The sequence below is a fragment of the Sodalis sp. RH14 genome (assembly GCF_047324285.1).
GTDB lineage: Bacteria > Pseudomonadota > Gammaproteobacteria > Enterobacterales > Enterobacteriaceae > Acerihabitans.
On sequence record NZ_CP178739.1, the window covers coordinates 1,798,025 to 1,820,648 of the forward strand.

A 22,624-nucleotide genomic window follows, 5' to 3' on the forward strand; every position below is an offset into this window, starting at 1 on the left:
CCCGGGTTTCTTCCATACTGTCTTTATCCTGTTAATGATGGAGTCCCGGATGCACAACCCGACGCTGATGCAGTTTTTTCATTGGTATTATCCCGCCGGCGGTACCCTGTGGCATGAAGCCGCCGAACGGGCGGGCTGGCTGGCGGACATCGGCATCAGCCTGGTATGGCTGCCCCCGGCCTATAAAGCGGATACCGGCGCGCAGTCCGTCGGTTACGATACCTATGATTTGTTTGATCTGGGCGAGTTCGATCAAAAGGGCGGGCGGGCCACCAAATATGGCGACAAAGCGGCGCTGCTGGCGGCCATCGCGGCGCTGAAATCCCATCATATCGGCGTATTGCTTGACGTGGTGCTGAACCATAAAATGGGCGCCGACGAGCAGGAACGCATTCAGGTCAATCGCGTGGAAATCGAGGACCGGGAAGAAATAGAAGACCAGGCGATAGATGCCACCGCCTGGACCCGTTTCACCTTTCCCGCCCGGCAGGGCCAATATTCTCAGTTCGTTTGGGATCATAAGTGCTTTAGCGGCATCGACCTGATAGAGGATCCCGCGGAAAAAGGCATTTTCAAAATCGTCAATGACTATACCCGCGACGGCTGGAACGAAGAGGTGGACGACGAACTGGGTAATTACGATTATCTGATGGGCGCCAATATCGAATTCCGCAATCCGGCCGTCACGGCCGAACTGGCCCACTGGGGCCGGTGGGTGATGAATGAAACCCATTGCGACGGTTTTCGCCTGGATGCGGTCAAACATATCCCCGCCTGGTTTTACCGCGACTGGATCGACAAAATCCAGGCCGATGCCGCGCAGCCAATGCTGGTTATCGCCGAGTACTGGTCGCATAAAACGGCGATCTTGCTGCAGTATCTGGAGCAGGTGGCGGGGAAAACCATGCTGTTCGACGCGCCGCTGCAAATGAACTTCCATCATGCCTCGACGCAGGGCGCGGAATTTGATTTGCGGCAGGTGTTCAGCGATACCCTGGTGGCCGCCGACCCGGCCCATGCCGTCACCCTGGTGGACAATCACGATACCCAGCCGCTGCAAGCGCTGGAGGCGCCGGTGGCGCCCTGGTTCAAACCGCTGGCCTATGCGCTGATACTGCTGCGCGAGCAGGGCGTGCCGACGGTGTTTTATCCCGATCTGTTCGGCGCGTCCTATGAGGATAAAGACCAGGAGGGCAATGTCCGCGCCATCGAGCTGCCGGCGATCCCGGGGCTGGAGGCGTTAATCCGCGCGCGGCAGTTGTACGCGCACGGCCGGCAGACCGACTATTTCGACGATGCGCACTGCGTGGCCTTTCACCGCCACGGCACCGGCGAGCGGCCGGGCTGCGTGGTGATCATGTCCAACAGCGGCGAGGGCGAAAAACGCCTGCGGCTTGGCGCTGATTTTGCCCATGGGCGCCTGCGGGATTACCTCGGGCAGCATGAGGCGACGGTGACGCTGGATGAGACCGGCGCCGGTATCTTCAGATGCCGCGCCGCCGGCGTCAGCGTTTGGGTTGATGCGGGCTAAGCGGCTATCGGGTCCGCGGAAAACCGCGCTGTCATAGGGCGCATGGCGCCGCATCGTTATCCCATCATCAGCGCCTCCAGCGCGCCGAGATCCCTGGCGTTCCCCAGGTTTTTCAGCCCGTCGAACAGGGCGGCCGCGTGATCCAGGTCCGTGCAGCAGTCGATAAATTTTTGCCTGCGCTCGCCTTCGCTAAAAGGTTCCGCGTTGCTGCCTTTCGCCAGGCGGCGCTCGGCTTCCAGGCGGCGTCCGTCGCGCAGGGTGAGGGTAACGCGGTGCGGCAGCTTGTCGCCGGCCGGGACAGCGGCCTCTTGCTGCGCGCTGTAGGCGCGCATGCTGACGCGGGCCAGGCGCGCCGGATCGCTTTGCCGCGCTACCCGTGCGGGGGTAAAATCCTGTACGCTCAGCGCGCCGTGGCGCAGCCAGGTATCGACGCAATAGTGCATTGAGAAACGCGCCTGCATCTCATTTTCCGGTACGGTATAGGCCAGGTTGCGCCGGTTGGCGATGCCGACCAGCGTTTCTACCGAGACCACGTCGGCGTCGGTAAAATCATGGGCCTCCCGCAGGTCGGACAGCGTATCGACAATCATATGCGTCGAGCCGCAGCAGGGATGGCGCTTGGGCATTACCCCCACGCCGTCAATACTGTGCAGCCGGGTGCCGAGGATGGCCGGGATGTCCCAGCCGGCGGGCGCGGCGCCGCCGAACATTTCACCAAATCCCTGCGGCGCCTCGAGGATATCGATTCTGCCGCGCATGCCCTGTTGCGCCAATACGGCCGCGTCCACCGCGTTGCGGGCCGCCCAGCCCGCATGCAGCGGTTTGATGGGCGTGCCGAACTGGCCTTTGATGCCCGACGCAAAACTGACGGCGTTGCTTAAGGCGCGGGCAATGCCGTCCTGGTCCAGGCCCATCAGCCAGGCGACGCCCGCCGCCGTGCCGATGCAGCCGACCGTCGACGTGCCGTGCCAGCCGGCGGTGTAGTGCGCAGGCCCCACTCCCGCGCCGATAAACGCCTGCGCCTGCAGGCCGATCAGATAGGCGTCGATCAGTTGCCCGCCGCCGGCGTCGAGTTCATCCGCCACCGCCAGCAGCGCCGGCACCAGTACCGCCGAGGCGTGACTCATGCCCGGCCCGAAGTTGTCGTCATAGTCGATGGCGTGTGCCGACGTGCCGTTGATAAACGCGGCAATCGCCGCCGGGGCGCGGCCGCCGCCGATCACGCGCGCCCGGCCGCCGTGGCGCAGGTACATCTCGCCCGCCGCCCGCACGGCGAGCGCGGAAAAATCGCGCCGCCCGGCATAAAGACAGGCCAGCGTGTCGACAATCGCCAGGCGCGCCCGCTCCCGCGCCGTGTCGCTGAACCCGGTCTGGGCGCGGCTCCAGGCGGCAATGGCTTCAATCACGTTCATGTTTGTTCTCCCGAAAGTGCGGCCAGGAACGCCAGCACCGCATTGATTAACTGGCCGAATTGGAAACGGTTGACCTCGCGCCCCGCGATGTCGGTATTCACACGGTGGACCACCACGGCGTCCAGGGCGGGCAGTATCAGGCAGTAATGTCCCCCCGCGCCGTAGGCGAAATAGCTGCCGCTTGGGAGTAGGCATCCGGGCAATGCCACGCCGTCACGGGCCAGCCACCACATATAGCCGTAGGCACCGCGATCGCCGGCGTGGGAATAGGGCAGCAGGCTCTGGCGCACCCATTGCGCCGGGATAATCTGTTTGCCCCGCCAGTGGCCCTGTTGCAGAAACAATTGGCCGAAACGGGCCAGATCGCGGGTCGACAGGCGAAACGGATAGGCCGCGTGTCGCGAATGCGCTCCCGGTTCCATCCAGCCGTCCTGCGGCCTGAAGTCGGCCATACCGATCGGTTGGGCTATCTGCTCGAAAAACGCCCGGTGGATATCCATGCCGGCCAGCTGTCGGTAAGCGCTGCCCAGGGCGTTGAAATCCCAATTGTTATAACTCCACCGGCAGCCCGGCGGCTGGCTGTGGCGCGGGGGTTTGATCCGCGTCATCCACGGTGTTTCATAGTTGGCCGGGTGGTAGATACCCGATCGCGCCGTCAGCAGGTCATAAAGCGTGGCGCTGCGCTCAACGTCGCTCAGGGCGTTTATATCGTTGATATCGAGGGCGGCCAGCGTCAGCGATACGTCGAAGCCGCCGCGCGCTACCTGGATGCCGATAAGCGCGCTGAGAAAGCTTTTGCGCATGGAATGGCAAAGAAAGCGCCGCCGCATGTCGCCATATTCCAGCAGGCTAACGCCGCCGCGCAGGATCAGCAGCGCGTCGCTGTCCAGGCTGTCGCAGCGCAGCAGCAGGGCGTCCCTGGCCTGATTTGCGTGAGTCGTCGTCATAATAACCGGCTCCTGGGCGCTAAAGGCTGCTGGCGGCGAGAAACTGCCGGGTGTAGGGCTCGGTCGCCTTGGCGCCCCGGATATCGTCGGCGGTCATCTCCTCGATCAGTTTGCCCTGGTGCATGATGGCCACCCGATCGCATAAATGGGCCACCACCGCCAGATTATGCGTGACCATCAAATAGGTCAGGTTGCGCTCGCGGCGCAGGGTTTTCAGCAGGTTGAGGATTTCCGCCTGCACCGACACATCCAGCGCCGATGTCGGCTCGTCCAGCAATAACACCTGCGGCTCGATAATCAGCGCCCGGGCCAGCGCCACGCGCTGCCGCTGGCCGCCTGAGAGCTGGTGCGGATAGCGATAGCGAAAGGCGTCGCCGAGGCCCAGGGCATGGAGCACGTCGGAGATACGCGCCTCGCGCCGATCCATGCCGTGAATCACCAGCGGCTCCAGCAGGGTGTGATACACCATCTTGCGTGGGTGCAAAGACGCGTAGGGATCCTGGAATACCATCTGGATCCGGCGGTAAAACGCCTTGTCGCGCACCGGATGCTGCTCGCGGTTCTGGTAGAGGATGGCGCCGGTATAATGGGCGTTCTGGCCGGTCAGTGCGCGCAACAGGGTGGATTTGCCGCAGCCGGATTCACCGATCAGGCCGTAGCTTTCGCCGCGCGCGATGCTGAAGGAAACGCCGTCCACCACCTGCTTGCGCAGGCGCCCCTTGCCGAAGGCGATGCCTAAATCGACGGTTTCGATCATCCGCTCGGCGGCAGGCGGCGGGGTATAGTCCTGCGCCTGGGCCGGCGCCGGGCGGGAAGGGTCGTTTATCGCGCAGGTCATCAGCATTGTTCTCCATAGCGATACACCGGGCCGGTCAGCCATGCCGGATCGCGCGCCGGGATCGCCAGCATATCCACCGGATGGCGCAGATCGGGCTGGCTGGCAAGCAGCGCCCGGGTATAGGGGTGCCGGGCGTTATGCAATTGATCGGCGGCGATTTCCTCCAGAATGCGCCCGCCGTACATGACCAGCGCCCGGTCACAGAACTTTTCCACCAGGCCCAGGTCGTGGGTAATAAACAACAGGCCGGTTTTACGCCGCTCCAGCAGGGCGTCAAGCACCCCCAGCACCTGCTGGCGCACGGTGACGTCCAGCGCCGATGTCGGCTCGTCGGCGATGATCAGATCCGGTTCGGGTATCAGCATCATGGCAATCATGATGCGCTGGCCCATGCCGCCGGAAATCTCATGCGGATAAAGCCTGAAAACCCGCTGCGGATCGCGGATGTTCACCGCGTCCAGCATCAGCAGCGTCTTGGCCCGCGCCTCGTGTTCGCCGACGTTAAAGTGGGTACGGTAGGCCTCGTTGATCTGCTGCCCGACGCGCATCAGCGGATTAAGTGAAAATTTAGGATCCTGCATTATCATCGAAATGCGTTTACCGCGGATTTTGCGCATCCCACGCTCGCCGGTAAGCAGGAGGTCGGTATCGCCCAGCCGCATTTTTTCGGCGCTGACGCGGGCGCCCCGCGGCGTGAGTTTCAGCAGTGCGCGCCCGGTCAGCGATTTACCGGAGCCGGATTCACCGACCAGGGCCACTTTTTCGCGGCCGATGGCGAACGAAATATCGCGTACGGCGTGGTGTTCCCGATGAGGGTCTTTAAACACCACGTTGAGGTGGCGCACTTCCAGCAGGGTATCAGTCATGGCGCAGATCCAGAACGTCGCGCAGGCCGTCGCCGAAGAGGTTAAAGGCCAGGCTGGTGAGAAGAATCGACAGGCCGGGAATGGCGGCAATCGTCCAGTTGGTCATCATGAACTGTCGCCCCGAAGACAGCATCGCCCCCCACTCGGGACTGGGCGCCTGCGCGCCTAGCCCCAGAAAACCAAGGCTGGCGGCAGTGAGGATAATCCCCGCCATGTTCAGCGTCAGGCGTACCACTACCGACGGCAGGCACATGGGGATGATATGGCGCAGGATAATGCGCATCTGCGATGCGCCCTGCAGGCGCACGGCGGCGACGTAATCCATTTTGCGGATCGACAGCGCTTCCGCGCGCGCCAGCCGGGCGATGGGCGGCCAGGCGGAGAGCGAAATGGCGATGATGGCGTTTTCGATGCCGGGTCCGAGCGCGGCGACAAACCCCAGCGCCAGGATAAGGCTCGGGAAGGCCAGGAAGATATCCACGATGCGCATCAAGAGGGTATCGGCCCAGCCGCCGAGGGTGCCGGCGATGGTGCCGACCAGCAGGCCTATCGGTCCGACGATCAGCGCCGACAGGAAGGTGATGTACAGCGTAATGCGCGCGCCGTAGATCAGGCGGCTGTAGATATCGCGCCCGAGTTCGTCAGTGCCGAGCCAGTAGCCGGCGCCGGGCGCGGCAAGGCGCAGCTGCAGGTTTTGCGCGTAGATATTATGGGTCGCCAGCCAGGGGGCGAACAGCGCGGCGACGGTAATGATCATCATCACCGCCAGGCCGAACAGCGCCGGGGTATTGCGGCAAAAACGGCGCCATTGATTGAGGCTCTGCTGCATACGCGCCTGCCAGGGCGTCGCGGGGACGGGGGCGTCCAGCCAGGCGCGCAGCGCGCGGCGCGACTGCCGGGTCAGCCGGGGTTTAGCCGAATCGGTCATGATTGCTCCTGACGGGTGCGCGGGTCGAAAATGCGGTAAAGCAGATCGCAAAGCAGGTTAATCCCCACGAAGATACTGCCGATCAACAGTGAACAGCCGACCACCGCGTTCATATCGCCGGCCAGCATGGCGTTGGTCAGATACCGGCCGAAACCGGGCCAGGCGAAGACGGTTTCGGTCAGCACCGCGCCTTCGAGCAAAAAGGCGTAGGAGAGCGCCACCACCGTCACCACCTGCACCGCCACGTTGCGAAACGCATGGACCCATACGCTGCGCGCCCATGACAGCCCCTTGACGCGGGCGGTGATGACATATTCCTGCGACAGTTGTTCAATCATAAAGCTGCGGGTCATGCGGCTGATGTAGGACAGGCCGCTGAGGCCGAGGATCGACGCCGGCAGGATCAGATGACTGAATACGTTGCCCAGCGCCGCCCAGTTGCCGGCAAGCAGGGTGTCCACCAGATAGAACCCGGTCACGCTCTTCACGTCGAATTCATAGATAAAGTCGATGCGCCCCGGCCCGCCGATCCAGCCGAGCGTGGCGTAGAACAGCACCAGTCCCATCAGCCCCAGCCAGAAATTCGGCGCGGAATGGCCGAGCAGGCCGATAAAACGGATGCAGTGATCAAACCAGGTATTGCGGTACATGGCGCTGAACACGCCGGCCGGAATACCCAGGCAGGTGCCGATGATCGCCCCCAGGCTCGCCAGCTCCAGGGTGGCGGGAAATACCCGGCCGATATCCTCGATGACCGGGCGTCCGGTGGTCAGGGCGTTGCCGAAATCCAGCCTGGCGACGTGTTGCAGATACAGTAAAAATTGCTGCCACAGCGGTTTATCCAGCCCCAGCAGGCGATACATTTTTTGGTAGGCTTCCTGACTGGCGTTATCGCCCAGCACCGCCACCACCGGATCAATGGGCAGCAGACGGCCGATAAAGAAAGTTAGCGCCGCCAGTCCCAACAGCGTGCAAAGCACGGAAACCAGCAGCTTGCCCAGCCGCGCGCCGTGCCCGCCCAGCCTGAGCCAGAGCGGGTCGGCCGGGTGTTCGGCCGTGGCGGCCGGATCGATTAGCGACATCGGTGACTCCTTGCGTGAAAACGACCCTATCGTCGTGGTTATTTAGCCGCCATGGCGTAATACACGCGAAAACCGTTCCAGGTCCAGTCCTTCACCTGTTTGGTCAGCCCGGCGGTGTTGTACATCTGGAACATGATCGCCATCGGGCCCTGCTGCATCTGCTCTTCCTGCAACTGGTGATAGCGCGCGATACGTTTTTGATCGTCCGGCTCCAGCAGGGCGTCGGTGACCTGCTGGTTCATCGCCGGGTCAAAATAGGCCGCGCGCCAGCTGGGATATTGCGTATTTTTGGCCTCCTTGCCGTTGTCCGGATTGAAAACCAGGCGCGAGGCGTTGCCATAGGCGTCCGGTACCGAGGTCTGCCACGCCATCATGGCGCTCTGGAACTCACGTCCGCGCACGCGGCTGAACAATTGGGCGTTGGCCATGCTTTCAATCGTGAGTTTCACGCCGATTTTCGAGGCGTTTTCCTGGGTGCTTTGCGCGATGGGGGCGGAGTGCGGCAGGGTGCCGATAATCAGTTTGGCGGTAAAGCCGTTGGGATAACCGGCTGCGGTTAACAGCTGCCTGGCTTTATCGAGATCGAGCCTGAACGGCTGTCCGGCGTCTTTATCCAGCGCGCCGTAGGCGCCGAGCTGGGCGAAGCTGGCGCGGGGCACGCCGAGGTACGGCATCACGGTGGACGCCAGCCCCTGGTAATCAATCAGGTAACGCATCGCCAGGCGCACCTGGGGATTTTTGAAAATGGGATCCTCATTGTTAAAGGTCCAGAAAAACAGCTGCGGCTTGAGCACCTTATCGACGCGCACCTGGCCGCCCTGGTCCAAATCACGCAGGTCGTCCGGCGCAAGGTCGCGCGCGATATCCACGTCGCCCTGGGTCAGCAGTAAACGCTGGGTGCCGGTTTCCGCCACATGACGGATCAGGATGCGCTGCAGTTTGGGGGCGGCGCCCCAATAGGGCTTATTCGCCTGCAGCATGACGCCTTCACCGGCGTTCCAGCGCATCAGCTGGTAGGGACCGACGCAGGCGGTATGGGTGGTCAGGTATTTATTGCCCATATCGCCGTTAACGGCGTTTTGCTCGACCAGCGCGCGATCAAGGGTGGTGGAGACGTTATTGGCCGCAATCGCCTGCAGCACCAGGTTGGCCGGATACGACCGGTCGAAGGTCATCACCAGCGTATTGTCGTCCGGTGCCGTGATACGCTGGGTAACGTTGTCTTTGTTAAAGCCGAATTCGGTCAGGGTGGCTGAATTGCCGAAGCCCAGCAGCACCACCCGCTGCAGCGACCAGGCGACATCCCGCGCCGTCGCTTTATTGCCTGACGGAAACGCCAGCCCGCTGTTGAGATGGAAGGTGATTTGCCTGTGGTCCGCCGCAATGTCCCAGCTTTTCGCCAGGCGGGGTATCACGTTGGCTTCATCTTTGGGGTCGAAATCGACCAGCGTATCGCAGGTGTTCTTAATGATTTCATTGGTGACCACCTCCCCGATCTGCGCCGGGTCAAAGGTACTGATGGCATCGATATTCCATGCCATCACCAGTGAATCCGGCGGCGTTTGCGCGTGCGCCGCCGGGGGCGGCAGGGCGTATCCCAGCGTCAGCGCGATCAGGGTGTTCAGGGTACGTCTGCGGGTAGTGCGCATAAATTCCGCTCCTGTGAAGAGAAATGGCGAATCGCCGAAAATGCGCCGCGGCATGACGGCGACGGGACAGACAAAAACCGTCATTCGGCCGGGCGCGGTTGCAGCGGCGGTTGCACGTCGGCGGGAATAGGGCAGACATAAGGCGTTTGCGCGGTGAGTTCGTAGTGCGCGGTTTTCGCCTGCGCCAGCAGGACCTTATCGGTCAGGGTATCGATGGCGGTGGCGGCCATCACCTTGGCGGCGTAGGCCAGCCCCTTATGCGCGGCGGGCATCATGCCCTGCGCGGTCAGTTGCCAAGAATGGCCCGGCGTGCCGATGGCGTAGGTGGGGACGTGGGCCTGTACGGTCGGCAGCACCCAACTGATGTCGCCAACGTCGGTGGAGCCGAGCATCAGTTCGCCGGCCGCGTCCAGGGGCACGATGAATTCGCACAGCGCGGCGGCCTGGGGCGGTGTTTTCATGCCGATGCGGCGATAGGCGCTCTGTATATCCTCCGGGGACAGGGTGGCCTGGATGTCGGCGGCAAAGGCTTTGTCGGCATCGTCGAAGGCGAGGGGACCCAGCAGGTCGAAATTACGCTGCATGGCGTCCTCCAGCGGTTCGTTGCCCAGCAGGTTGGCGACGGCGCTCATGATGCTGATATCCACCGTAGTCTCGGTCATCATCGCCGCGCCCGCCGCCACTTTTTTCACCCGTTCATTAAGGGCGAACATGGCATGGACGTCACGGGAGCGGATAGCGTAACGTACCGCCGCGCGCGCCTGCACCACGTTCGGCGCGATGCCGCCGGCGTCGAGCATGGCGTAGTGAATGCGCGAATCAGAGGGCACATGTTCACGCAGGTAGTTGACGCCGACGTTCATCAGTTCGACCGCGTCCAGCGCGCTGCGGCCCAGATGCGGCGACGCGGCGGCATGGGAGGCGCGGCCGTGGAAAACAAAGTCCATACGGGTATTGGCCAGGGATTCGGCGCGCGCCACTTCGCTGAAGGCCGACGGATGCCAGGTAATGGCGATATCCACGTCGTCAAACGCGCCGGCGCGGGCCATAAAGGATTTTGCCGCGCCGCCTTCCTCCGCCGGGCAGCCATAGTAACGTACACGGCCCGGCGCGCCGGTTTGCGCCAGCCAGTCCTTAATCGCCGTAGCGGCGAGCATGGCGGCGGAGCCGAGCAGGTTGTGACCGCAGCCATGGCCGTGGCCGTTGCCGGGAATCGGTTCCGGACGCGCGATGCCGGCGACCTGGCTCAGTCCCGGCAGCGCGTCGTATTCACCCAGTATGGCGATGATCGGACCGTCCTGGCCGGCTTCCCCCATGACGGCGGTGGGAATGCCGGCGACATTTTCCGTGACGCGAAAACCCTGGGTCTTGAGCATGTCGGTATGTTCGGCCACCGAACGGTATTCGGTATAGGCGATTTCAGGCATGCCCCAGATACGATCGCTCAGGGCGGTGAACAGGTTTTTCTTTACATCGACCAGGTTCCAGACCAATGCTTTCTGCTGCGCTGTTGCGTTATTCACCTGAATATCCTCGTGCCGGTGGATGGGGTTGTTGTTGATGTGTCGGGCCGGAAAAATAATGGGAACCCGTTCAGGATGTGGATATCGGCGGCAAAGATCCAATGAGACTTTCAACTGGCCTATTCCAAAATTGCATAGCGTGCCGCGGCATGGTTTTGTGGCGTTAGGGGAAATTATTTATTTGATATATAGTGTTTTTATCACGGAAATAATCGCCCGCCCCGGCCGTTGAAAGGCAGGGAAACAGTGGATCGCCAGGCTGATTAAACCGCCCGGCGCGTGGGCGCGGCTCAGGCTGCCGCGTGGGTCCGGTGCAGCAGGGCGGCCCGGTTCCACAGGCGCTCGGCCTGGATGTTGCGGAATTTTTCCAGCCGGTAAAGGCGAATGCCGGCCTGGATATCCCAACTGCGGTCGCCCGCGCGGATCAGGGTACCGGCGGCGAGTTCTTCATCGATCAAACTTGACGGCAACCAGGCGGTGCCGCAGCCGGAAATCGTCATGGCCTTCAGGCCGCTGGAGATTGAATTTTCATAAATGGTCTTCAGCGGCAGCGGGCGCGTGGCGAACAGCGCGCTCAGCGCATGGGCGAAAAATGAGCGTTTGCCATAGCTAAGATAGGGGATAGGCGCCTGGACGCCGTCGGCGGCCCGGCTCTCATCAATGGGATAAAGCGGCTTGCCGCCGCTGTCCGGCGCGCAGACGGCGATGGCCCGTTCCTCGCCCAGTTCGAGATAAGGAAAACGTTGCAACTGTTTCATCAACGGCACGGAGTCGTGCGCGTAGGTCAGTAAAAAATCGGTTTCACCGTCGAGCAGGAGGGAGATATTGCCGCTGAAGGAAGGTTGCTGATCGCATAAACGGATATAGCCGTATTGGTGGGAGGGTTCGACGGCGTTAATCCAGGACGGAAAAAACGTCAGCGACAACGTATTCAGCGTGGCGAAATGCACGATGGCGTGCTTATGCATATGACGCTCGCGGATATCGTTGCGTAGCCGGGTCATGGAAAACACCATTTCCGCCGCGGTTTGCAGAAAATCCTGCCCCTCTGCCGTCAGGCGGATCGGGTAGGCCTTGCGATCAAACAGCGGCACGCCGAGCCACTCTTCGAGCTGCTTGATCCGGCGGCTTAGCGCGGACTGGGTAATGTTTCTCTCATTAGCCGCCCGCGTAAAGCTATAGCACTGAGAAACGCTGAGAAAATCTTCCAACCATTTCAGTTCCATCGGATAACCCCTGGCTAGTTATGATCACCCTATCTATGGGAGAAAGCGCATTGCGCCCGGGTCGTTGCTTGAGAAGCCATATGGCGACTTAACCTGCAGCAAGATCCACGCCAACGGCAAAAAAGAATGAGTGTCTTTGTTTTTCAGGGGATTACGCGAACAGGCCGGCGTAATGCTTGTCATGGCCCGGCTTGGCGGCGGACGGGTTGTCGCGCGCTGCACCGTCAAGGGGCAGCGCGCGCGCGGTTATTGCTGAAAGCGTATCGCGTCGATAAACAGGGCAAAGGCGGTGGTATGCTGTTTACGGCTGGGATAATACAGGTAATATCCCGGGAACGCGGGGCACCAGTCTTCCAGCACCCGGATCAGCTGTCCGCTCGCCAGGGGTTCTTGCACCGTATCATCCGGTACGAATGCCAGACCGAATCCCGCGATGGCGGCATCAATCCGCTGACGCAGGCAGTTAAAGGTTAACTGGCCGTCGACGCGGACCTTTAGCTCATGGCCCGCTTTTTCAAATTCCCAGGCATATTTGCCCCCGAGTGTGGGCAGGCGCATATTAATGCAGCGGTGATGCTGTAATTCCTGCGGCGTCGCCGGTATGCCATACCGGTCCAAATACGCGCCCGCGCCGACCACCGCCATTCGCATCATCGGCCCGATACGCACGGCGACCATATCCTTGGCGACCTGTTCACCCAGGCGTATGCCGGCGTCATAACGCCCGCTGACGATATCCGTCAGGCTGTTATCCACGGTAATTTCCACATTGATATCCGGATACCCCGCCAGGAAGCGTTTCAGGACCGGCCACAGGACATAATCCATCGCATGTTCTCCGGCGCTTATCCTGATATTGCCCGCCGGCTGGTCACGCATTTCACCCAGGGCGTCCAGCTCGCTCTCGATGTCGGCGAAGCGCGGACCCAGCGAATGGAGCAAGCGTTCGCCCGCTTCGGTCGGCGCCACGCTGCGCGTGGTGCGCGTTAACAGCCTGAGCCCCAGGCGCTCTTCCAGGCTGCGCATGGCGTGGCTTAGCGCCGACTGGGAAACCCCCAGTTTCGCCGCCGCTTTTGTGAAGCTGCGTTCCTTTGCCACCACCAGGAAAGAAATGAGGTCATTGAAGTTTTCTCGTAACATTACGCCGCCTGCGTTGTGCGCATCATTTGCATTGCCCTTATTCTATACATATATGCCTGGCTGCGTTCAGACCTCAGTCCGGGAGATTGCAACAACATTTATGAATCCATTTCATAAGCTCATTTCCTTCGCGCCGCTAACCCCGCCACCGTCCTTCTGCTAACGTTAACGGGCGATTGAAGATCACCCGGCGCAAAGCCGCCCCGCCTTAAGGTATTGAAAATAACCTATACCAGGGCTTTTCATGAACAGCACGCCATCCCCACGGTCTCGTTCGCCAGCGTCGTGGCGTTTGCCATCCGCCAGACGGGGATCTTAACGAAATCCTGTTCCGTCCGACCAGCCAGGAACTTTAAGGAGTAAAAAATGCAAAAGAGAAAACTCGGCAACAGCAATCTGGAAGTCTCGGCGCTGGGCCTGGGCTGCATGGGCCTGAGCCATGGCTATGGCCCGGCGAAAGACCGGCCTGAGGCCATCGCGCTTATCCGCGCCGCGGTTGAGCGCGGCGTGACCTTTTTCGATACCGCGGAAGTGTACGGTCCCTTTACCAATGAAGACGTGGTGGGGGAAGCGCTGGCGCCGTTTCGCCATCGGGTGGTGATTGCCACCAAATTCGGTTTCGACCTGCCGAGTCCGGACGGCAAACAGCACCTCAACAGCCGGCCGGAGCATATCCGGCAGGTGGTCGAGGCGTCGCTAAAGCGCCTGCGGACCGAGGTGATTGACCTGCTTTACCAACATCGCGTCGATCCGGACGTCCCCATCGAGGATGTCGCCGGCACGGTGAAACAGTTGATCCAGGAAGGCAAGGTGAAGCATTTCGGCCTGTCCGAGGCGGGCGCGCAGACCATCCGCCGGGCGCACGCGGTCCAGCCGGTTACCGCCCTGCAAAGCGAGTACTCCTTATGGTGGCGGGAGCCGGAGCAGGAGATTTTACCGACGCTTGAGGAGCTCGGCATCGGTTTTGTGCCCTTCAGCCCGCTCGGCAAGGGGTTTCTCACCGGCGCCATAAGCAAGGATACCGCCTTCGACGGCAACGACTTCCGTAATATCGTGCCACGCTTTACACCCGAGGCGCGTGCTGCCAACCAGGCGCTGGTGGACGTGCTCGGCGAGCTGGCGGCGGGCAAGCAGGCCACGCGCGCGCAGATAGCCATCGCCTGGCTGCTGGCGCGCAAACCCTGGATTGTGCCCATCCCGGGCACGACAAAACTGCACCGCCTGGAGGAAAACCTGGGCGCCGTCGAGGTGATTCTCACCCCCGATGATTTGCGCGCCATCGAAAGCGCCGTGGCGAATATCAGCGTACAGGGCGAGCGTTATCCGGCCGACATGCAAAAGAACGTCGGCCGCTGAATGCGCGGCCGGCGCCGCAACGGCTGCGCAATGTCGACATCCCCGCCGGAGGGGCGGGCTGTGGGTTAATATACCAGCGCCTGCCCGTCCTTGCGGCTTTCAGTGGCGGCGATATACACGCCCTGCGCGTCGCGCATAATGGCCTGGGCGCCGCCGAAGCTGTGGATCTGCATCGGGTCCTCGACGCTTATCTGGTGTCCCATGGCGCGCAGGGCCGCCAGGGTATTGCGGTCCAGCGACGGTTCCACCATCACCTCGCGTCCTTGCACCACCCGCCAGCGCGGCGCGTCAATGGCCGCCTGCGGGTTTTGCCGGTGCTGCATGATGCGCAGCGCCATCTGGACATGGCCCTGCGCCTGCATGGATCCCCCCATGACGCCGAACGACATCAGCGGCTGTCCGGCGCCGTCCAGGGCAAACGCCGGGATAATGGTATGGAAGGTGCGCTTGTTGCCGGCGAGGCAGTTGGGATGTCCCGGCTCCAGCACAAAACTGGCGCCGCGGTTTTGCAGGCTGATGCCGGTGTCCGGCACCACCACGCCGGACCCGAACCCCATATAATTAGACTGGATAAAGGATACCATCATGCCGCCGGCATCGGCGGCGGACAGATAGACCGTGCCGTTTTGCCGCGGCGCGCCGAAGACAAAATCCCCCGCCCGGGCGGGATCGATTAACGCGGCGCGCTGTTGCAGGTACGCATCGCTTAATAAATGCCTGGCCTCGAATTCCATATGATCGCTATCGGCCACATAACGCTCCAGGTCGGCCAGCGCCAGCTTCATCGCCTCAATGGACAGATGCAGCGCCGCCGCCGAGTCGGGAGGATAACGGCCGATCCCGCAGTGCTCCAGGATGCCCAGGGCTATCAGGGTGGCGATGCCCTGGCCGTTGGGCGGCAATTCATGTACCGATCCGCCGGCAAAGGGGCGCGAGAGCAGCTCGACCCATTCGGGCCGGTGGTTGTTTAGGTCCTCAAGCGTTAGGCCTGCGTTATGCTGGCGGGCGAAAGCGGCGATTTTCGCCGCCAATTCGCCGCGATAAAACGCTTCGCCCTCGGTTTGCGCGATCAGTTCCAATGTCCTGGCCTGGGCCGGATTACGGAACAGCTCGCCGATGGCCGGCGCGCGTCCTCCGGGCGCAAAACACGCCATAAATCCCGGCTGGCCGCCAAGACGCTCGACGCCGCGCTGCCATAACGCGCCGATCAGGGGCGATACCGGAAAACCGTCGCGGGCATATTCGACGGCCGGCTGCGCCAGCGTCGTCAGCGGCAGGGAGCCGAAGCGGCGGGCGAGTTCCACCCAGCCGGACACCGCACCGGGTAGGGTGACCGCGTCCCAGCCCAGTTCCGGCACGGCCGGCAGATGGGCGTAATCTTCATATTTCCAGGCGGCGGGAGAACGGCCGGAGGCGTTTAAGCCATGCAGTTGTTTGCCGTCCCAGACGATGGCGAACGCATCGCTGCCGATGCCGCAGCCGGTGGGTTCCACCACCGTCAGGGCCATGGCGGCGGCGACGGCGGCGTCCACGGCGTTGCCGCCCAGCAGCAGCATGCGCAACCCCGCCTGGGCCGCCAGCGGCTGGGAGGCGCAGACCGCGTTGCGACCCATCATCGGCGGCCGCAGGGAGGGGTAGGCTACCTGGAAATCCAGTGGTGATGTCATCGTGTAATCCTGTGTTGGTTAATTGTCGCGCGGATCCAGCGCATCGCGCAGCCCGTCACCCAGCAGGTTGAAACCCTGGACGGTAAAAAAGATCGCCAGTCCGGGAAAAATCGACATCCATGGCGCTTGTTCAAGGTAATTTTTCGCGGTATTGAGCATGGCGCCCCAGGAGGGAGAGGGCGGCTGTTGCCCCAGTCCCAAAAACGACAGGCTGGCTTCGGTAATGATGGCCGAGGCGATGGCCAGCGTCGCCTGCACCATAATCGGCGACAACACGTTGGGCAGCACATAACGCAGTACGATCCAGCGGTCGGGCAAGCCGATGGCCCGGGCGCCCTCGATATACTCCTCGTTGCGGATGCTCATCACTTGTCCGCGCGTCAGGCGGGCGAAAATCGGCATCACCGACAGGCCGATGGCGATCATCGCATTGATAAGGCTCGGGCCGAGAAACGCCCCCAGAGCGATGGCCAGGATCAAAAACGGACAGGACAGCAACGCCTCGATAACACGGGAGATAACGCCATCCCATATTCCCTGCCAATAGCCGGCGACCAGCCCCAGCGGCACGCCGATAAATATGGCGATAATCACGGAAATACAGCCGGCCATCAGCGAGGTGCGGGCGCCCCAGATAAGGCGGGACAGAATATCGCGGCCCAGTTCGTCGGTGCCGAGCCAGTAGAGCGCCGACGGCGGTTTGCGTACCGTCAGAAAGTTGGCCTTGATGGGATCGAAGGGCGCCAGCCACGGCGCCAGCAGGGCGATGATGACAAAGATCAGCACGATGGCCGCCCCGATCACGGCGCTTTTATTGGCGATGAATTTTTTAATCGCCCGGCTGCCCGCCCTGGGCGTAGCCGGCGCGGCCGCGCCGGTGAGCACCTGCGACATATTATTCTCCTCTCATGCGCGGATTGATCAGCACGTACAGCACGTCGGCCACCAGGTTAAGCAGCAGGAAAGCCATCGCCACCACCAGCACCACCCCCTGCACCACCGCGTAATCGCGGTTGAACACCGAATCGACAATCATCTTGCCGAATCCCGGTATGGTGAAGACCTGCTCGGTAAGCACCGCGCCGCCAAGCAGCTCGCCAAACAGCAGCGTAGTGAGGGTGACGATGGGCACCAGCGCATTGCGCAGCGCGTGTTTGAGTATCACCCGCCCGGGCAGCAGGCCCTTGGCCTTGGCGGTGCGGATATAGTCCGCTTTCAGCACCGCTATCATCGCCGCACGGGTATGGCGCATCAGCGTCGCCGCCAGCCCGGTGCCGAGCACCAACGCCGGCAGCAGCAGGGTGCGCAGGTTTTGCGCCAGGTCTTCGGTCAGCGGCACGAACCCCGAGGCCGGCAGCCACTGCAGCTTGACGGAAAACAGCAGGATCAGCAGCACCCCCAGCCAGAAGTTGGGGATGGAGATGCCGGACAAGGCGATAAAGTTGGCGCTGTAATCCACCCAGGTTCCCCGGCGCACCGCCGCGATAATACCGGAGGTGATGCCGAGCGCCATGGCGATGATCATCGACAGCAGCGTCAGTTCGACGGTCACGGGCAGCTTGCTGGCGATAAGCGTGGTCACCGGTTCCTGGGTGCGCAGCGAAATGCCCAGGTTGCCCTGCAGCGCGTCGCGCAGCCAGTAAAAATACTGCGCCGGTATGGGGTCGTCCAGGCGGTATTTAGCGCGCAGCATGGCGATTACCGCCGGGTCGCGCTCTTCGCCGGCCATGGCCACCACCGGGTCGCCCGGCAGCAGTTTTTGCAGCGAAAACACCATAATGCTGACTAAAAACAGGGTGGGTATCGCCAGCAATACGCGCTTGCCAATCAGTTCTAACATCATCGCTCCCGGATTCTCGACGCGCTACGGCGCCAGTTGCATACCCGCCAGGCGGATCAACCCGTCGGGATAGGGTTTGAATCCCGTTATTTTTTTCGTCATGCCGAAAATGCGCGGCTCGAAATACAGATAGGCCAGCGGCATATCCTGCTGCAACTGCGCCACCACCTGGCTATAAAGGACTTTGCGTTTGGCCTGGTCGGAGGTGGCGCGGGCTTGTTGCAGCCAGTCGTCCACTTGCGGGTTGCTGTAGCGCCCGTCATTCAGGTTGCCTTTGCTGTGGATAAACGAATAGATGCTACCGTCCGGATCCGGGCGGCCGGACCAGCCCGACATGCTGACCTGGAAATCTCCCCGCTGCTGGCGATCCAGCAGCGTGGCGAATTCAGAGGTTTGCAAATGGACATTAAACCCGGCTTCGCCGGCCATGGCCTGGATGACCTGGCCCACCTGCTGGGCATCCGGTCTGTTGGCCACCAGGAGGGTGGTTTCCACCGGCGTGGCGACCCCGGCGGCGGCCAGCAGGGATTTGGCTTTCTCCACATCCCGCGCCGGCACCGGCAAATCCACATGGTAAGGGCTGACGGTGGAGAACGGCTGGTTAGCCGGGGTGTATTGCCCCTCGAAGGCCACCTGGTTAATGGCGTCGCGATCCAGAGACAGGGAGAACGCTTCGCGTACCCGCGCATCCTTGGCAAACGGATCGCTGGGATTGGCCTTGCCGTTGGCGATATTAAAGGTCAGCCCCATATACCCAAGCCCAGTCACCTTGGCCAGGGCGAGCGTGGGATTGGCCTCGACGGTTTTCACATCGCTGGCGGCAATGCCTTCGGTCAGATCCAGATCGCCGGCGCGCAGGTTGGCCAGGCGCACCGAGGAGTCGGGAATGGGCATAAAAATCACTTTATCGAAGTGGTAGGCCTGTTTATTCCAGTAATTACCATAGCGCGTCAGCACAATGCGGTCCTGCTGCACCCGGCTGTCAAACTGGTAGGGACCGGAGCATACCGGGTGCGCGGCGAAGTTCTCCTTTGCGGCGGCCTGGGGCGCCAGCATGGTGCCCGCCCGGTCGGTGAGCTGGGAGAGCAGCGCGGCGTCGGCGTTCTTCAGGTGAAACGTCACGCTATAGGGGCCGGTGGCCTCGACGGACGCCACCGAGGACAGTTCGCTTTTGCGCAGCGATCCCGGCAGGGTCAGCGCACGATCGATATTAAATTTCACCGCCTGCGCGTTAAAGGCTTCGCCATCCTGAAACGTCACGCCCTGGCGCAGGTTCATGGTCAGGGTTTTGCCGTCATCGCTGTACTGCCAGTCGGTGGCGAGGCCGGGCACCACCTGCAGCTTTTCATCCACATCCACCAGCCGGTCGCACATGGCGGCGAAGACAAATCGGCCATAATAGGTCCGGGCCAGGTGGGGATCGAGCATGTCGGGGTCGCTGCCCAGACCGATACGTAAAATGCTTTCGGCATACGGCTGGCCGCTGACGCCAAGCAACACCAAACCACTCAGCGCGGTATAAAGCTTGTGACGGGAGTTCATGAGCATAGATTCCTTGTGGCAGTTAGGGTTTACGGGCCGCGGCGTCGACAAACAGCGCGCGCCGCCGCAGGAAAGCCGCCGACGGCGGCGCCATGACGATAACGCTGCGATCGCTGTTCAGTTCCCGCCAGCGGTGACACGCCACCTGGCGCCGATCGCCGGCGGGTTCCAGCGGCGGTTCATGCTGCCGGCAGACGTCCCTGACGTGGGGACAACGAGTATGGAAACGGCATCCCGACGGCGGCTGCGACGGGTTGGGCAAATCCCCCGTCAGCAGCGGTCCGGATTGCCGGCCGCCTGGGGTTAACTGGGGCGCTGAAGCAATCAGCGCCCGGGTATAGGGGTGCAGCGGCTGATCGAAAATATCATCGGCGGCGGCGATTTCGACGATTTGCCCCAGGTACATCACCGCGACGCGATCGCTCATATGGCGGATTACAGCCAGTCCGTGCGCCACCACGATCAGGGTCAGGCCGAACTGTTCTTTCAGGCTCTCAAGCAGGTTGACCACCTGCGCCTGTACCGACACGTCCAGCGCGGAAACCGGCTCATCCCCCAGCAGCAGCGTGGGTTTGGACGCCAGGGCGCGGGCGATGCCGATGCGCTGGCGCTGCCCGCCGGAAAATTCATGGGGAAACCGCCGGGCGTACAGGGCCGGCAGCCCGACGGTGCGCAGCAGTTCGGCCACCCGTTCGCGCCGCTGCGCCCGGGAAATCCGCTCATGCAGCCAGATGGGCTCGCCGACAATCTCCTCCACCGTCATGCGCGGATTAAGGGAGGCGAACGGATCCTGGAAAATGATTTGCAGCTCGCGCCGCAGCTGGTTCAACTGCCCGGCGGGCAGCATGCCGATATCATTGCCCTGGTAGAAAACCCGCCCTTCGGTGGCCGTCAGCAGGCGCAGCAGCAGCCGGCCGAGAGTGGATTTGCCGGAGCCGGATTCGCCGACGATGGCCAGGGTTTCGCCCGGCCAGACCTTCAGTGATACCCGATCCACCGCGTGCACCTGGCGCTGGCGGGTAAACAGGCCTTTGGGGCCCTGAAAGATTTTCGTCAATGCCACGCTTTCAAGGATCGGCTGGCTCATGCTCTGGCTCCCGGCGCGAAATGGTGTTCAAGCGGCGCGTAAAAACACGCGGCCTCATGGCCTGCGGCGACCGGACGCAGATCGGGCCGGGAACGGTGGCAGCGTTCGTCGGCGAACGGACAGCGGGTAGCGAAGCGGCAGCCGGCGGGCATGGCGTCCGCGGTGGGCACCGACCCCGGAATGGTGGCCAACTTGCCGATGCGGGCCGACAGGCTGGGCATCGAGGCCATCAGTCCGATGGTGTAGGGATGCTGCGGGTCGCTGAAAATGTCGTCCACGCTGCCGGTTTCGACAATTTGGCCGGCGTACATGACCGCCACCTGCTGCGCCACTTCCGCCACCACGCCGAGATCGTGGGTAATCAGTAAAATGGCGGTGCCGGTGTCCTGCTTGATTTGGTTAAGCAGGCTGAGGATACCGGCCTGGATAGTGACATCCAGGGCGGTGGTGGGTTCGTCGGCAATCAGCAATTGCGGCCGGTTGATCAGCGCCATGGCGATCATCACCCGCTGGCGCATGCCGCCTGAAAGCTGGTGCGGATACGACTTCAGGCGCAGCTCCGGCGCCGGAATCTGCACCAAAGCCAGCATCTCCCCGGCGCGCGCCATGGCCTGGCGATAGCTGCCGCCCTGATGCCGCATCACCGCCTCCGCCAATTGGTCGCCCAGGGTAAACGCCGGATTAAGGGACGTCATCGGCTCCTGGAAAATCATGGCCAGCTGATTGCCGCGCAGGTTGGCGTATTGCCGCGGCGACAGAGCGCGCAGGTCGTGTTGGTTAAAATACAGTTCCCCCTGGTCGATGCGGGCGCTGTCGGGCAATAAGCCCATTAACGCCAGCGAGGTGACGCTTTTGCCGCAGCCGGATTCGCCCACCAGCGCCAGGGTCTCCCCCGGCTGGATATGTAGCGAGATATCGTCGAGCACGCTGGCCGGCGAGCCGTGGAAGCGCACCCGCAGATGGGCGATATTCAGCACCGGCGGCGCGGGGGATGTGGGGATCGTCATCAGGCTTGAGGCTCCTTGTCGATGGACAGGACAGTGATCAGCGCCTGTTGCAGCGCCAGAAGATGTTCGGTCATGACGGCGGCGGCCTCCTCGGGCCGGCGGGCCTGGAGATAGCGGATCAGGCGCTGGTGCTGCCGGTTATAGTTGTCCAGCCGCGCCGGGTTGCGCGCCTTCTCGCGCTGATGGCGCCAGCTGTCGTCGCGGCGTATGGCGTCCAGCGCGTCAAACAGGCCGAGCAGCAGCCGGTTGCCTGCTGCTTCGGCCAGCGTCCGGTGGAAGGCGCTGTCCCACAGTTCGTGCTGATCGCTGTCATCGGTTGCCAGCACCTGCATCCGCTCCTGGAGGCGCGCCATCAGCGCCAGCTGTTCCGGCGTGGCGCGCATGGCGGCCAGGCGCGCCAGCCCCGGCTCCAGCTGCAGACGGGCTTCCATCACCTCCAGCAGCGTCGATTGGCGCGGCAAGCCCTGCAGCACCAGCGGTTGCGATGGGGCATCGGGACCCAGGAAGGTGCCCTTGCCCTGTTTGCGCCACACCCTGCCTTCCATCTCCAGTACGTCCAGCGCGCGGCGGATCTCCCGGCGCCCGACCTGATAGCGTTGCGCCAGCTCCCGCTCAGTGGGCAGCGGCAGCTCAGGCGCGGGGTGTTGCAGGATCAGCGCGCGCAGCTGTTCCAGCGCGGAGAAGGACGACGGCTGTTTTGTCATGACTCACACCCTGATTTGCCATAATCGTGTCGATAACGCCCTGATGGCGCGCTGTTCCGCCGGAACGCACGCCATCACTCATTACCTTTCATCACCATCAAGCACAAATCGAACCAATTTTTTATTGGTTCGCTCTTTTTTTAATCGAACGTTGCAGATGACTGGAATTTCAGGGGATTTGTTGCGGGCGTGCGAAGTGCCCGGCCGTCAATGCCGGGGATATCATTAAGGCAACCGCCATGGAGGGAGAGGATGCACCACGGGTGGGCACACCACGCA

General features: G+C 62.4%; 19 protein-coding genes. 2 read left to right on the forward strand and 17 right to left on the reverse strand.

What is annotated here, in order from left to right; translation table 11 throughout:
• The first annotated feature begins 49 nt into the window (after nucleotides 1–49).
• Entirely contained in the window at nucleotides 50–1,531 is a 1,482-nt protein-coding gene (gene amyA / locus ACL2XQ_RS08025) for an alpha-amylase (RefSeq protein ID WP_413740228.1), read from the forward strand.
• A 56-nt stretch (nucleotides 1,532–1,587) separates the two neighbouring features.
• Here amyA and ACL2XQ_RS08030 read toward each other — a convergent pair whose 3' ends face one another.
• From ACL2XQ_RS08030 to ACL2XQ_RS08075, 10 genes are all read right to left on the reverse strand, one after another.
• Entirely contained in the window at nucleotides 1,588–2,943 is a 1,356-nt protein-coding gene (locus ACL2XQ_RS08030; RefSeq protein ID WP_410015630.1) for an MmgE/PrpD family protein, read from the reverse strand.
• Nucleotides 2,940–3,890 carry a serine hydrolase domain-containing protein gene (locus tag ACL2XQ_RS08035; protein WP_413740229.1) on the reverse strand — a complete coding sequence of 317 codons (951 nt, stop codon included), beginning with the start codon at nucleotides 3,888–3,890 and terminating at the stop codon, nucleotides 2,940–2,942. The genes ACL2XQ_RS08030 and ACL2XQ_RS08035 overlap by 4 nt, the downstream gene beginning before the upstream one ends.
• Before the next feature lie 19 nt (nucleotides 3,891–3,909).
• The gene (locus tag ACL2XQ_RS08040; RefSeq protein ID WP_410016573.1) at nucleotides 3,910–4,647 is read right to left on the reverse strand and encodes an ABC transporter ATP-binding protein; all 738 of its coding nucleotides are present in this window, start codon (nucleotides 4,645–4,647) and stop codon (nucleotides 3,910–3,912) included.
• Between the two features lie 80 nt (nucleotides 4,648–4,727).
• A complete protein-coding gene (locus ACL2XQ_RS08045; protein ID WP_410015628.1) occupies nucleotides 4,728–5,594 on the reverse strand; it encodes an ABC transporter ATP-binding protein in 867 nt (288 codons plus the stop codon).
• Nucleotides 5,587–6,522 (reverse strand): ABC transporter permease, encoded by a 936-nt coding sequence (locus ACL2XQ_RS08050; RefSeq protein ID WP_410015627.1) that lies wholly within the window; start codon nucleotides 6,520–6,522, stop codon nucleotides 5,587–5,589. The genes ACL2XQ_RS08045 and ACL2XQ_RS08050 overlap by 8 nt, the downstream gene beginning before the upstream one ends.
• Nucleotides 6,519–7,604: an ABC transporter permease gene (locus ACL2XQ_RS08055; protein ID WP_410015626.1), complete on the reverse strand. Its 1,086-nt coding sequence runs from the start codon at nucleotides 7,602–7,604 to the stop codon at nucleotides 6,519–6,521. Before ACL2XQ_RS08055 ends, ACL2XQ_RS08050 begins: the two co-directional genes overlap by 4 nt.
• Nucleotides 7,605–7,642: 38 nt before the next feature.
• Nucleotides 7,643–9,253: an ABC transporter substrate-binding protein gene (locus ACL2XQ_RS08060; protein ID WP_413730644.1), complete on the reverse strand. Its 1,611-nt coding sequence runs from the start codon at nucleotides 9,251–9,253 to the stop codon at nucleotides 7,643–7,645.
• 80 nt (nucleotides 9,254–9,333) lie between these two features.
• Nucleotides 9,334–10,776 (reverse strand): amidohydrolase, encoded by a 1,443-nt coding sequence (locus tag ACL2XQ_RS08065; protein WP_413722502.1) that lies wholly within the window; start codon nucleotides 10,774–10,776, stop codon nucleotides 9,334–9,336.
• 290 nt (nucleotides 10,777–11,066) lie between these two features.
• Nucleotides 11,067–12,002, reverse strand: a complete 936-nt coding sequence (locus tag ACL2XQ_RS08070) for a LysR family transcriptional regulator (RefSeq protein WP_413728624.1) — start codon at nucleotides 12,000–12,002, stop codon at nucleotides 11,067–11,069.
• A 246-nt stretch (nucleotides 12,003–12,248) separates the two neighbouring features.
• The gene (locus ACL2XQ_RS08075) at nucleotides 12,249–13,142 is read right to left on the reverse strand and encodes a LysR substrate-binding domain-containing protein (protein WP_413728623.1); all 894 of its coding nucleotides are present in this window, start codon (nucleotides 13,140–13,142) and stop codon (nucleotides 12,249–12,251) included.
• Nucleotides 13,143–13,508: 366 nt separating this feature from the next.
• Here ACL2XQ_RS08075 and ACL2XQ_RS08080 point away from each other — a divergent pair, with 366 nt between their 5' ends.
• A complete protein-coding gene (locus ACL2XQ_RS08080; protein WP_413722504.1) occupies nucleotides 13,509–14,498 on the forward strand; it encodes an aldo/keto reductase in 990 nt (329 codons plus the stop codon).
• 65 nt (nucleotides 14,499–14,563) lie between these two features.
• On the opposite strand, the gene ACL2XQ_RS08085 is transcribed toward ACL2XQ_RS08080, so the two are convergent.
• From ACL2XQ_RS08085 to ACL2XQ_RS08115, 7 genes are read right to left on the reverse strand one after another with little or no spacing between them, the layout of a single operon-like run.
• On the reverse strand, nucleotides 14,564–16,165 hold the full coding sequence (locus tag ACL2XQ_RS08085) for a gamma-glutamyltransferase family protein (protein ID WP_413740230.1): 1,602 nt from the start codon (nucleotides 16,163–16,165) through the stop codon (nucleotides 14,564–14,566).
• An 18-nt stretch (nucleotides 16,166–16,183) separates the two neighbouring features.
• Nucleotides 16,184–17,059 (reverse strand): ABC transporter permease, encoded by an 876-nt coding sequence (locus tag ACL2XQ_RS08090; protein ID WP_413740231.1) that lies wholly within the window; start codon nucleotides 17,057–17,059, stop codon nucleotides 16,184–16,186.
• 1 nt (nucleotide 17,060) lies between these two features.
• Nucleotides 17,061–18,005, reverse strand: coding sequence for an ABC transporter permease (locus tag ACL2XQ_RS08095; protein WP_410016572.1), 945 nt, complete (start codon nucleotides 18,003–18,005; stop codon nucleotides 17,061–17,063).
• A gap of 24 nt (nucleotides 18,006–18,029) precedes the next feature.
• The gene (locus ACL2XQ_RS08100; RefSeq protein ID WP_410015618.1) at nucleotides 18,030–19,547 is read right to left on the reverse strand and encodes an ABC transporter substrate-binding protein; all 1,518 of its coding nucleotides are present in this window, start codon (nucleotides 19,545–19,547) and stop codon (nucleotides 18,030–18,032) included.
• A gap of 22 nt (nucleotides 19,548–19,569) precedes the next feature.
• Nucleotides 19,570–20,634 (reverse strand): ABC transporter ATP-binding protein, encoded by a 1,065-nt coding sequence (locus tag ACL2XQ_RS08105; protein ID WP_410015617.1) that lies wholly within the window; start codon nucleotides 20,632–20,634, stop codon nucleotides 19,570–19,572.
• Entirely contained in the window at nucleotides 20,631–21,644 is a 1,014-nt protein-coding gene (locus tag ACL2XQ_RS08110) for an ABC transporter ATP-binding protein (protein ID WP_410016571.1), read from the reverse strand. The genes ACL2XQ_RS08105 and ACL2XQ_RS08110 overlap by 4 nt, the downstream gene beginning before the upstream one ends.
• Nucleotides 21,641–22,345 carry a FadR/GntR family transcriptional regulator gene (locus ACL2XQ_RS08115; RefSeq protein ID WP_413740232.1) on the reverse strand — a complete coding sequence of 235 codons (705 nt, stop codon included), beginning with the start codon at nucleotides 22,343–22,345 and terminating at the stop codon, nucleotides 21,641–21,643. Before ACL2XQ_RS08115 ends, ACL2XQ_RS08110 begins: the two co-directional genes overlap by 4 nt.
• Between the last annotated feature and the right edge of the window lie 279 nt (nucleotides 22,346–22,624).

Excerpts from the sequence above, each read along its gene's own strand:
- amyA (WP_413740228.1), top strand. The coding sequence starts at position 50 with ATGCACAACCCGACGCTGATGCAGTTTTTTCATTGGTATTATCCCGCC.
- ACL2XQ_RS08030 (WP_410015630.1), bottom strand. The coding sequence starts at position 2,943 with ATGAACGTGATTGAAGCCATTGCCGCCTGGAGCCGCGCCCAGACCGGG.
- ACL2XQ_RS08035 (WP_413740229.1), bottom strand. The coding sequence starts at position 3,890 with ATGACGACGACTCACGCAAATCAGGCCAGGGACGCCCTGCTGCTGCGC.
- ACL2XQ_RS08040 (WP_410016573.1), bottom strand. The coding sequence starts at position 4,647 with ATGATCGAAACCGTCGATTTAGGCATCGCCTTCGGCAAGGGGCGCCTG.
- ACL2XQ_RS08045 (WP_410015628.1), bottom strand. The coding sequence starts at position 5,594 with ATGACTGATACCCTGCTGGAAGTGCGCCACCTCAACGTGGTGTTTAAA.
- ACL2XQ_RS08050 (WP_410015627.1), bottom strand. The coding sequence starts at position 6,522 with ATGACCGATTCGGCTAAACCCCGGCTGACCCGGCAGTCGCGCCGCGCG.
- ACL2XQ_RS08055 (WP_410015626.1), bottom strand. The coding sequence starts at position 7,604 with ATGTCGCTAATCGATCCGGCCGCCACGGCCGAACACCCGGCCGACCCG.
- ACL2XQ_RS08060 (WP_413730644.1), bottom strand. The coding sequence starts at position 9,253 with ATGCGCACTACCCGCAGACGTACCCTGAACACCCTGATCGCGCTGACG.
- ACL2XQ_RS08070 (WP_413728624.1), bottom strand. The coding sequence starts at position 12,002 with ATGGAACTGAAATGGTTGGAAGATTTTCTCAGCGTTTCTCAGTGCTAT.
- ACL2XQ_RS08075 (WP_413728623.1), bottom strand. The coding sequence starts at position 13,142 with ATGTTACGAGAAAACTTCAATGACCTCATTTCTTTCCTGGTGGTGGCA.
- ACL2XQ_RS08080 (WP_413722504.1), top strand. The coding sequence starts at position 13,509 with ATGCAAAAGAGAAAACTCGGCAACAGCAATCTGGAAGTCTCGGCGCTG.
- ACL2XQ_RS08085 (WP_413740230.1), bottom strand. The coding sequence starts at position 16,165 with ATGACATCACCACTGGATTTCCAGGTAGCCTACCCCTCCCTGCGGCCG.
- ACL2XQ_RS08090 (WP_413740231.1), bottom strand. The coding sequence starts at position 17,059 with ATGTCGCAGGTGCTCACCGGCGCGGCCGCGCCGGCTACGCCCAGGGCG.
- ACL2XQ_RS08095 (WP_410016572.1), bottom strand. The coding sequence starts at position 18,005 with ATGTTAGAACTGATTGGCAAGCGCGTATTGCTGGCGATACCCACCCTG.
- ACL2XQ_RS08100 (WP_410015618.1), bottom strand. The coding sequence starts at position 19,547 with ATGAACTCCCGTCACAAGCTTTATACCGCGCTGAGTGGTTTGGTGTTG.
- ACL2XQ_RS08105 (WP_410015617.1), bottom strand. The coding sequence starts at position 20,634 with ATGAGCCAGCCGATCCTTGAAAGCGTGGCATTGACGAAAATCTTTCAG.
- ACL2XQ_RS08115 (WP_413740232.1), bottom strand. The coding sequence starts at position 22,345 with ATGACAAAACAGCCGTCGTCCTTCTCCGCGCTGGAACAGCTGCGCGCG.